This is a genomic window from Acinetobacter sp. GWC1_38_13 (genome assembly GCF_001767535.1).
GTDB classification, from domain to species: Bacteria; Pseudomonadota; Gammaproteobacteria; order Pseudomonadales; family Moraxellaceae; genus Acinetobacter; species Acinetobacter junii.
The window spans coordinates 1-10,014 of the sequence record NZ_MELG01000069.1 but is presented as its reverse complement, the minus strand read 5'-3'; the positions used below and the strand labels follow the sequence as shown (position 1 = coordinate 10,014).

The 10,014-nt window shown below is 38.7% G+C and carries 11 protein-coding genes; 2 read left to right on the top strand and 9 right to left on the bottom strand.

Features of this window, described 5'->3' with window-relative positions:
- The 3 genes from A2003_RS06730 to A2003_RS06720 all read right to left on the bottom strand — a co-directional run.
- Window positions 1-831 (bottom strand): MSMEG_0568 family radical SAM protein (locus A2003_RS06730; RefSeq protein WP_286687019.1); only part of this gene is annotated, 831 nt, incomplete at its 3' end.
- A 35-nt stretch (window positions 832-866) separates the two neighbouring features.
- Window positions 867-1,859 (bottom strand): Nit6803 family nitrilase, encoded by a 993-nt coding sequence (locus tag A2003_RS06725; RefSeq protein WP_002058125.1) that lies wholly within the window; start codon window positions 1,857-1,859, stop codon window positions 867-869.
- Between the two features lie 24 nt (window positions 1,860-1,883).
- On the bottom strand, window positions 1,884-2,366 hold the full coding sequence (locus A2003_RS06720; RefSeq protein ID WP_002058090.1) for an MSMEG_0572/Sll0783 family nitrogen starvation response protein: 483 nt from the start codon (window positions 2,364-2,366) through the stop codon (window positions 1,884-1,886).
- Window positions 2,367-2,583: 217 nt separating this feature from the next.
- Here A2003_RS06720 and A2003_RS06715 point away from each other — a divergent pair, with 217 nt between their 5' ends.
- On the top strand, window positions 2,584-4,509 hold the full coding sequence (locus A2003_RS06715; protein WP_008941952.1) for a sigma 54-interacting transcriptional regulator: 1,926 nt from the start codon (window positions 2,584-2,586) through the stop codon (window positions 4,507-4,509).
- A gap of 51 nt (window positions 4,510-4,560) precedes the next feature.
- A complete protein-coding gene (locus A2003_RS06710; RefSeq protein ID WP_286687018.1) occupies window positions 4,561-5,511 on the top strand; it encodes a LysR family transcriptional regulator in 951 nt (316 codons plus the stop codon).
- A 280-nt stretch (window positions 5,512-5,791) separates the two neighbouring features.
- Here A2003_RS06710 and A2003_RS15045 read toward each other — a convergent pair whose 3' ends face one another.
- From A2003_RS15045 to A2003_RS06685, 6 genes are all read right to left on the bottom strand, one after another.
- Window positions 5,792-6,004: a TNT domain-containing protein gene (locus tag A2003_RS15045; RefSeq protein ID WP_081377758.1), complete on the bottom strand. Its 213-nt coding sequence runs from the start codon at window positions 6,002-6,004 to the stop codon at window positions 5,792-5,794.
- Complete coding sequence (locus A2003_RS06705) at window positions 6,005-6,277, bottom strand: immunity protein Tsi6 family protein (protein WP_008941961.1); 273 nt, start codon at window positions 6,275-6,277, stop codon at window positions 6,005-6,007. It abuts the gene before it with no gap.
- A 3-nt stretch (window positions 6,278-6,280) separates the two neighbouring features.
- The gene (locus A2003_RS06700) at window positions 6,281-6,532 is read right to left on the bottom strand and encodes a polymorphic toxin type 46 domain-containing protein (protein ID WP_010589574.1); all 252 of its coding nucleotides are present in this window, start codon (window positions 6,530-6,532) and stop codon (window positions 6,281-6,283) included.
- Window positions 6,533-6,700: 168 nt separating this feature from the next.
- Window positions 6,701-7,942 carry a tetratricopeptide repeat protein gene (locus A2003_RS06695; RefSeq protein ID WP_004682117.1) on the bottom strand — a complete coding sequence of 414 codons (1,242 nt, stop codon included), beginning with the start codon at window positions 7,940-7,942 and terminating at the stop codon, window positions 6,701-6,703.
- 16 nt (window positions 7,943-7,958) lie between these two features.
- On the bottom strand, window positions 7,959-9,539 hold the full coding sequence (locus A2003_RS06690) for a CAP domain-containing protein (RefSeq protein ID WP_016541975.1): 1,581 nt from the start codon (window positions 9,537-9,539) through the stop codon (window positions 7,959-7,961).
- A gap of 30 nt (window positions 9,540-9,569) precedes the next feature.
- The coding region (locus A2003_RS06685) for a hypothetical protein (protein WP_286687017.1) at window positions 9,570-10,014 on the bottom strand (445 nt) is incomplete at its 5' end.

Genomic DNA, 10,014 nt, shown 5'->3' with positions numbered 1-10,014 from the left:
GCCTAGCCCAGCTAAGATATAGGTACTTACTTGCCCCCGACCAAATACCTCAACTGCCGCCTTAAATGCTGCAAAATATGTATTAATTGAAACTTCTGCTTTACCCGGCATAATTTTATGACGTACCCGATCACTCACCGCTTCAAGATGCATACCAATTGACACCGCACCTGCATCTTTTAACTTTTGAAACCATGCAAAATCATCGGGTGGCTCACATTGCACCTGTATAGGTAACTTCACTTCAGCACATATTGCTTTTACACTGTCATATAAAATCTCTGCTCCACGGTCTGGAGTATTAGGTGTGCCAGTGGTAATGACCATTTGCTGTACACCATCGAGTTCCACAGCTGCTTTTGCAACTTCTGCGAGCTGTTCAGGACGTTTCCGAATTAAAGTACGACCACTTTTTAAAGATTGGTCAATCGAACAAAATTGACAAGCCGTAGCTTTATCATTCATACGAATGCAATGTTGTAATACTGTTGTTGCCAAGACATCGTGGCTATGCAAAGTTGCAATTTGCTCATATGGAATACCTTCGTCTGTAGTTAAGTCATAAAACTTTGGACGAGATGGGGCTGTTAATGTTGCTACAGGAATCCGGTTTTTAAATACGATCACTTGGTCAGAATCTGGATCAGCTTTGGCACTGTATGGAGACTCTTGTGCAGCTAGATTCAACACTGGAATCATCATCGTCTGCCCATCTAGGCTGAGTGCCTTATGATCACTTGGCCCTGCACCGCCTTTACGAGATAGACCAAATTCACCATCCCATTTCAGACCGTTACATTGCAAATCAGTCAAAAGTTGTATTGCAGACATACTCACCCCTCTCTATAGAATTGGTTTAATAAGGCTTAAACCTGCTCTTCCGTAAATCTGGAAATCTTTTCAAGATTTGTTAAATCTGAAGATTCGACTTTAAGTTCATGTAGTACCTGTGTCGGACGACGATCAATCAATAAACTTAATAATTCTGGACGGCTATAATGACCAACCGAATCCATCATGCGTTTACGTTTATCAATTAATGAAAAGTCTAAGTCAGCGATACAATAACCTTCACCCTGAGTAACAGGTTCGGCTAGAAATTTCCCTTCAGGCGATACAATAGCAGTGAAGCATCCACCTGAAATTGGACCAATTTCACAACCAGTGTCTTTCATAATTTGTTGTTGTTGCTCAGGATGTAGCCATGCCGTCGCATTAACTACGAAACAACCTGACTCCAAAGCATGGTGCTGAATAGTGGCACTGATCTGATCAGCGAACACCTGTCCGACTAATGAACCAGGGAACATGGCAGCATGAATCTGTTCTCCATCTGCCATTAAGGCAAAACGTGCCAAAGGGTTATAATGCTCCCAGCATGCCAGTGACCCAATACGCCCGACAGCAGAATCAATCGCACGCAACCCACTGCCATCGCCTTGTCCCCACACCATACGTTCATGATAAGTTGGGGTAATTTTTCGACGATGCTGAATGATTGAACCATCAGCATCAAATAACAGCTGTGCGTTGTAGATTGTTCCACCCGCGCGCTCATTAATCCCAATAGAAACCACCATTTTTGCTTCAGCACAGGCTTGACCAATCGCAAAGGTTGCTTCAGAAGGGACAACCACAGATTCATTGAGAAGCTTTAAATGTTCCTTACCCATTGCAAACGGTGGTTGTACAAAAGAAAAGTAAGGGTAATAAGGCACTACCGTTTCAGGAAAAACAGCAAACTGTACGCCTTGTTTACCTAGCTCTAAAATCGTATTACAGATTTTTTGTACGGTTTCCTTTTGGCTATAAAGCACTGGACTACACTGTACTGCTGCTGCTTTTACAATCTGATTCATGTCTTATTCCCCTTTCTTAAATCTTTAAACAGTCCAAGTATCAATGATCAGTGCATTGTCACGACGCATCAGTAATTTCAAGTCCATTACATCTAAAGGATTGATTGGACGAATCCCTGGCATTAATGCTTTTTCGGTTTGACCATATAGCGCTTGTAATGCGAATCGGCAGGCATAAACTTCACCACCTTCTTCCATAAAGGCTTTAAGCTGATTATTGACCGCCAAATGTCCAGGAAAAGCTTCAGCACCTAAAGTTGGGAAACCACGTTGTACCCCCAACTGAACACCTGGACCGTAGAGCAAAATTTTGGTTTCAAAACCTTTGCGTAATAATCGTTTTGCTTGTAAGACATTAACCAAGCCAATAGAACCTTCAAAGGCAACGGTGTGGAAAGTCACCAATGCTTTTTCACCCGGCTGAGCTTTTACATCCTCAAATACTTTTTCTTCATAATCGACAAGAAAATCACCATCTTTGTATTGTTCAATATCTACTTTAGGCATAGCCGTTCCTCATATCTACGGTTTCGATTCAACCAACTGTTTTGGTCTATCCGTGTTATTGCGAGAGCTGTGCCAAGATCTATTTTCTGGTAGGAATTAATTTTTATGTCATTGAAATATAATAATTAATATTTTCAAAACTGCTCTTTTAGATGATAAATATAGTGCTGGAAGGTTATGATTTTTCGTAGTATTATGAAATTTCATAACCTATTCTATGAAATTTCGTAGCATGAATAATACCGACTTCATTTCCGATTGGGTTACTACTGAGAATTCAATTCGTCCACTTGCATTTGAACACACCTCTCAAGCCTTACTCGTTTTAGACCCACATCAAAATCAGTTTATTGATGTAAATATTAGTGCTACGAAATTACTCCGCTATGAACGCCATGAGCTGATTCAAAAAACTATCACCTCTATTTTTGGTCATTTTAGTCAACTCCCAGACTTAGTGGCATTTACAGAAGAAACACTAGCTAAAGGCTATGCATGGAATAATGAGCTATATGCTTTTGATAAAAATGGAGAAAAAATTCAATTCGATGTCAGTTCTGTTTCAATTCCATATAAAAATAAAACTTTACTTATTTGGTCATTGGTCGATGTCAAAGATCTGGAGCTACGCCAACTGAATAAAAATGCAGACAAAGTCATCCGCGCAGGACTAAAAGAATGGCAAGCCTTACAGGAACTTTTTATTGACTCGGACACAGGCAAACATTTATTGCTCAGTTCAGTCGGTGACGGCATTTACAGTATTAACAAACAAGGATTATGTACCTTTATAAATCCCGTTGGTGCGAGAATGCTAGGATTAAAACCAGAAGATGTGCTTAGTAAAAATATCCATAAAATACACCACCATACTCATGAGAATGGTACGCACTATCCTGTCGAGGAATGCCCAATCTACGCAGCTGTACACGATGGTGTAGTACATGAAGGAATACAAGAGATTTTCTGGCGACGTGATGGCAGTTTTTTTCCTGTGGAATTTACAAGTACACCAATCATCCGTGAAAGCGAGATCATTGGTGCAGTTGTAGTCTTTAGAGATATCAGCGAACGCTTAAATACAGAAAAACAACTCACCCATGCTCTTAACGAACTACAAGACTTAAAAAGTCGACTAGAACAACAAAATGAATATTTACAGGAAGAGATACTACAAGAGAATCAATATCATGAAATTGTGGGAAATAGTGCCTCAATTTTACAAATCATTGAAAAAATTAAAGTAGTTGCTTCTACTGATGCCAATGTCATGATTTATGGCGAATCTGGTACAGGAAAGGAACTGATTGCACGTGCAATCCATCAATCTAGTCATCGTAAACAACAACCTCTTATACGTGTTAACTGTGCAGCCATCCCCTCAGAACTATTTGAAAGTGAATTTTTCGGGCATGTTAAAGGCGCATTTACGGGAGCAGTGCGTGATCGAGCGGGGCGATTTGAACTTGCAGATCAAGGAACATTGTTTCTAGATGAAATTGGTGAAATCCCACTAGAATTACAAAGTAAATTATTAAGAGTATTACAAGAAGGAACATTTGAACGAATTGGTGAAGAAAAAACTCGCCACGTTGATGTCAGGATTATTGCAGCGACTAATCGTAATCTCAGAGAAGAAGTTAAGCTCAAAAATTTCCGTGAAGACTTATACTTCCGCTTGAATGTATTCCCGATTCACTCACCCGCCTTACGAGATAGAAAAGAAGATATTCCTCTATTAGTTTCACACTTTACCAAGCTGATCAGTGAAAATCGTAAAGTGCCTTATTTACCTTTTTCACAAAAACACATCCTCGAACTGCAACACTATGACTGGCCGGGTAATATTCGAGAATTACAAAATGTGTTGGAGCGAGCATTGATTACTGCCAAACATGGCGCTGTTTCATTTAAATATTTACTGGAACAAGAATCCTCTCAGACTATGCAGCACAATCACGCTACAGCAATTGAGCAAGTCCTATCGATACAACAGCTTAAACAGTTAGAAACTGAAAATCTTCAACTGGCAATCAAACAATGTGAAGGTAAAATTTTTGGTGATGAGGGTGCAGCTAAGCTTTTAGGGATTAATCCAACGACACTGATTTCAAAATTAAAAAAATTAGGTATTAAATATTAATGGATATTCAATACCTTACCAACAAATGAATAATCACATTGGGATAAAGCAATGGAAATCAATAGAATTGGTGATATTTCTGCTTTTGTAGCTTCAGTCAGATATGGCAGTTATACTCTTGCAGCGAAACATTTAGGTTTATCACGATCTGCTATTGGTAAAAGTATTGTTCGTTTAGAAGAACAAATGAAAGTGCGACTATTAAATCGAACGACACGAAGCTTAAGCTTGACTGATGAGGGGCAAATTCTCTTTGATTATTGCCAGCAGATTTTAGAAGGTTTAGAAGGTTTAGAAGGTTTAGAAGAAGTTGATCATGTAATGGCTTCACGTCGCCTTGAACCGATTGGTACTTTAAAAATTACAGCTCCTCACTCACTTGGAAATCGATATATTTTACCCATTTTAGACACCTTTCTAAAAAAATGGCCTGGATTAAAAGCAGACATTTCTTTTACAGATCGCTTTGTTGACATCATTGAAGAAGGCTTTGACATAGGTATTCGTGTTGGTGAACCCAAGGATGATTCTCGACTTTTAACACGGACCATCGCATGGCAAAAAATGCAGACATGTGCATCACCACAATATATTAAATTACATGGTTCCCCCCAAACTCCAGAAGATTTAGCAAAATTTGATACAATTTTTCTAAATGGTAGCAACAATCGTAGAAGCTGGAAATTCAAGACAGACTCGGGGATCTATGTTTTTGAAGGTCCTGAGAAGATGAAAATCGATAGTTCAGATGCTATCTTGGCATCTGCAGTTTCAGGGTTTGGTATCATACAACTACCCACCTATATCACACAAGAAAGTATTGATCAGCTCCAACTTATTCCTCTTCTTGAAAAATATACAGTTGAACCCGAGCCTATTCGCATTATTTATCCAAGCAAAAAACATTTGTCTCCAAGAATCAGAATGTTTATCGATTACCTCGTTGAACAATGGACTGTATTGCCTCCTTGGGAAAGAATAGACTCAGGCACTAAAACTTGAGTCTACAAAAAAATTTTGATTAATTAGGGCTTTGTTGCACAAAGATTTCATAACTATATGATTTTAAAAGTTTTGATTATTTCTTGATCCAAAATTAAATTTATTTAAATCAGATGCTTACATATTTATGCAACAAAGCCAGTCAGGAATATTCCTTTCCGTATAATAAACATTCCACATCTCTCTCTCCTTTAATATGCTTACGCACTCAGAATTTTTTATTTTGTCGAAAGCATAACTACTATCATGCACTCCCAACGAAGACAAATATTGAATTAACTCACCTCTTGTCATTACGAATTTCCTTTAAATATGGATTATTAGGATCTAAAAGTTCCTGAACAGATTTTGGCAACTTATACTGAGTTCCTTGGCCAGGTTGTCCAAACCATGGTAAGATTTTTGATTCAGCTGTAGGAGTAATAGGCTTTATAACTTCATATTGCCTATAAGGTTTATTTAATGAGCTAAAAGGTAATGCACGTTTTTCAATTCACATGGATTTATTCATTTTTCTTGCTTCATCAGCTACCCTATAAAAAATTTCTGAAGCTATATCATCTAAAGGTTCAATTTCCCTTACTGTCTGTACCCCAATAATAATTTCAGATATTCGACTTTTATCAATATCCATATTTTTTTCAAAACTTATTAAATATTCAATTTGGTTATAAATAGATTTCAACACAATTAAATCTGGATATAAACCTATTAGATTCTCGCATTTTTCTAGTGCAATATAAAATAGTTCTAGCCGTTTATTCATTAATCACTTCACCTGTTTTAAATTTTCTTTGTTTGGAACAAAATACTGTGTACCACCACCTTTTGCTGGATAAGGTTTATTCGGATCAGTCCATGTATCAACAATTTCTTTAGCTTTTGATTTAAGCACCTCTGTTTCCTTTACTGGAGCAAAAGTAATTGGCACTCTTCCTGCTGGGTTAATTCCTAAATGGTTTGCTGGAGTACCAACTGGTGCAAAATAATTGCCAATTCTACCATCTTTAATATGTTGCACATATTTTTCATCTATTTTCAATATCGAATAAAAGCGTTAGTAAGTTCAACATCATTTTTAATTGGTTTAATATTCACTGATATTTCCTCATTCTTATAGTGTCCTCCAATTCCCAATACCTAGAAACAGGAGGATAGACATCAATATAGCTATTCTAATTTACGAGTATTATTTCAGCTTTGAATAAAACTTATTCTTACTATCATACTGATAAGGTACAATTTTATTTACTTTAACCATCTGACTATTGTCGTTCAAATCCGTTCCCTGATATTGAATCTGGAATGGATAAAATGGTTGTCCATTTTTGTTAACTTTGATTGCTGAAGAATAGCCGTACTCTGGTTGTTCTGAAACTTTTCCTTCTTCGAACATTTGTTCAACAATATAGTCGTCTTCATTTAACAGAAGAAGTGACCACACGCTTTCCCCATAACCATTGCCGTAATAACCATCAATGGTATAGCTTCCTAGTGTATTGTTTCCAAAAGCTTGTAAGTTCTTTTTAAATTCTTGAGCATTCCATGAGGTTCGACCATATCCCTCTATACTTTCAATTCCCCCTTGGGCTGTTTTTGAAATCATTTGGAATTGTCCATTGTCCAATTTTTTAAAGAGATATAATTCCAAAGTGCCTCGTGTAGCATGTGAAGTTTCTATCCTCCCTTCGATTGCTAAAGTCACTTCCACAGGGACTAAATAACGGGCTTCCCCCTGCATATTCTGGTAAGTAATAATAGGCGCGATACTGATTACAGCATCAGTGAGATCATCCAAGTCGCTAGGCTTATTAACATAGTAGTATTTGCCACTTCCCCAGTAATCATCTTTTCCTCTTTCTCTGGATGATGTCACTTTATAAAAACTTCGAGCAACGGTATCTGTACTTAGGTTAGGGAGTACAACTTGCTTAAAGTTCTTAGGTTCAAGCTTGGATGTATCATAGTATTTAATGGCTGTTGTAGCTGTTTGTACTGATGTCGTTTGAACAGCATTGAGCTGCTGTGCTTTATTAGCCTGCAATACATTGTATAACTTGACCGCTTCAGGTTGTCCCTGCCGTGCAGCACTTTGCAACAAGGTAACGCCCTTTTTTGCATCCTGTGGTACACCATCCCCATTAAGATACATGACTGCTAATGCGTACTGTGAAGGAGCAAAACCATTCACTGCTGCCTTGGAAAACCATTCAGCCGCTTTTTTATGATCTACAGGTACACCTTTCTTTCCTAAGTAGTAAAGCATTCCCATATTATGGTGACTTTGATTATTATCTCCTTTGGTCACGACTTGTGACAGTACATAGTTCAGTCCTGCCGACAGGTTCACTTTCTTGGTTTCAGCAGATACTGTTGAACTGGTCATTACCATACTGTTAGCGACAGCAAGATGGAGTATTAATTTTTTCATCTGATTCTTATCCTTATTAATCATTCACATTAAACCAGTAGGAATATTCTTTAGGCTGACCATTCACCAAGACATTGCTGAGTTTGACGTCGTAGATCACATTCAGTTTCAAATCGTCGAAGTTAAATTGGATATGGTTAGGAACTCCGATATTTTCATAGCGTATATTGCTGATCTTCTGTTTAGCTCCACTACTTCGTTCAGTGACAACAACAGTGGCTTTGGCGTAATCCACATTTCGATTGGCAAAGAAATTCTTTTGATCGGTTAAAACTGAAATCGAGAGAATTGAACCCGCCATATAATATTTGGCTGGATAGTTGTGGTAGGGATAGGCAATCACACCGAGTGGTGCAGTGGTTGGATTGTCGAAGGGATAAACCACTTTGTAGGACGTACCGACCACATAAGGGAATCGGGTATCTTTAAATGATGGCGCATTAACTGAACCATACGCCGATTTTTGTAAGAAAGGATTAAGCATCCAGAGGCGATGCCCCACATCTCCTGCAAACAGATTTAATTTGTCATGCACCATATTTGTAATGCTTTCGGCAGGTGAATAGTCATATTTATTCTGTCTTACCCCCATTTCCAAACTACTGGTTTTTGCACCCACTGCACCAATATCTGAATAGCAGTTTGTGGTCGCTTCAGGGTAATGAGTCAAGATGTTGTTTGCCGCAAGAATCAGGGCAGTCTGCATCATCTCATCTTCATGGGCATAATCGTATGTAATACTTGGCAACCCATGCAAGGCACGAACCGTATTGAGCTCATGTAAAAACTCATTTCTAAACTTTGCTCTGAGCTTACCTGCATAACAGTTATTGATATCGGGTGCATCACCCATAGATGAAGCTTTAAACACATCAAAGCTGATGGTTTTACTCTCTGCTGCCAGTGTTTTAGCATCCCCCTCTTGAGTAAGTTTAAGGGTACATAACCCTGCACCAATCCCTTTGAGTTCCCCCTGACTATAGGTACAGGTTGATGAAGAAAGGCTGCTAATCGTGACAGGTAGTTTGGCACTGGATTCCGTATCCAGTGAATACACACTCTCCGTCAGGATATATTTGATTTTTAGTGGGGTAATGGTTTGCTTGAGCTTATTCACGCACACATTATTTTCTAGATATTGCTCAGCCGCACAACTCACATTGACGGTCATGCTGCTATTCAGTGCTAGAACTTTTGCCGTCCCTGCCTGTGTCAATACCAGATTACACTGACCGACTTTATGCGCTTTAAGTTCACCGCCACTTACACTACAGATGTTGGGTGTGTTACTGCTAAACGTTACTACTAGACCTTGATCTGTTTGCAGCGATAATGGATAGCGTTGACCTTGAATCAGCGTACTGAATGGTAGTGACTGAATATTCTGCACTACCTTGTTTTTACATACACCCTCTTCCAGATATTGGCTTTCAACACAGGTCACGGGCTTAGGGATTGGATTGCCATTATCTGGATTATCCGTTCCACCGCCATTGGATGAACTTGAATCTCCACCCGAACCACTACCACACCCGACCATTGCTGTACTGATTGCCATCATTAGAACTGATGGCATGAACGATTTTGAAATCATCATGATTGACTGCCTTAAATTTTTATATTGTTGTTATTGATAATGATCAGCCGATAATAATTGACGGATTTCACTGGCCATTTGTGGACTACGCCAAGGAAATAGGACTTTTAGGCTGTAATTCGGTTTGAATGGATCTCGTGTACCAATATTGACTTGAAACTCTCGTTTCATCGGTGTGCGATGGACCTGTTGATTGACATGTGTTCCCATCATTGGATTGCTGATCACAGTGGTCGTGGTTCTAAAGTTATCTTCGACTAAGTTGTAGTGTCCAACGGAAGTGATGTAATCAAAGGGATATTTGACGAGGCGTTGATCAGACTGATCAAACAGAATAATGGTTTTATCTTGGCTGTTGATCCAAACACCACGGTTTTGGTAGTTAAAGCTTTCTCCTTGACGTTTCAGTTGTTCAGTCATCCCGTCAAAGTAGGTATTTCCATATTCATAAAGGTAGTAAAGGATCACAAACCAG

Excerpts from the sequence above, each read along its gene's own strand:
- A2003_RS06725 (WP_002058125.1), bottom strand. The coding sequence starts at position 1,859 with ATGAATCAGATTGTAAAAGCAGCAGCAGTACAGTGTAGTCCAGTGCTT.
- A2003_RS06720 (WP_002058090.1), bottom strand. The coding sequence starts at position 2,366 with ATGCCTAAAGTAGATATTGAACAATACAAAGATGGTGATTTTCTTGTC.
- A2003_RS06715 (WP_008941952.1), top strand. The coding sequence starts at position 2,584 with ATGAAATTTCGTAGCATGAATAATACCGACTTCATTTCCGATTGGGTT.
- A2003_RS06710 (WP_286687018.1), top strand. The coding sequence starts at position 4,561 with ATGGAAATCAATAGAATTGGTGATATTTCTGCTTTTGTAGCTTCAGTC.
- A2003_RS06705 (WP_008941961.1), bottom strand. The coding sequence starts at position 6,277 with ATGAATAAACGGCTAGAACTATTTTATATTGCACTAGAAAAATGCGAG.
- A2003_RS06695 (WP_004682117.1), bottom strand. The coding sequence starts at position 7,942 with ATGAAAAAATTAATACTCCATCTTGCTGTCGCTAACAGTATGGTAATG.
- A2003_RS06690 (WP_016541975.1), bottom strand. The coding sequence starts at position 9,539 with ATGATGATTTCAAAATCGTTCATGCCATCAGTTCTAATGATGGCAATC.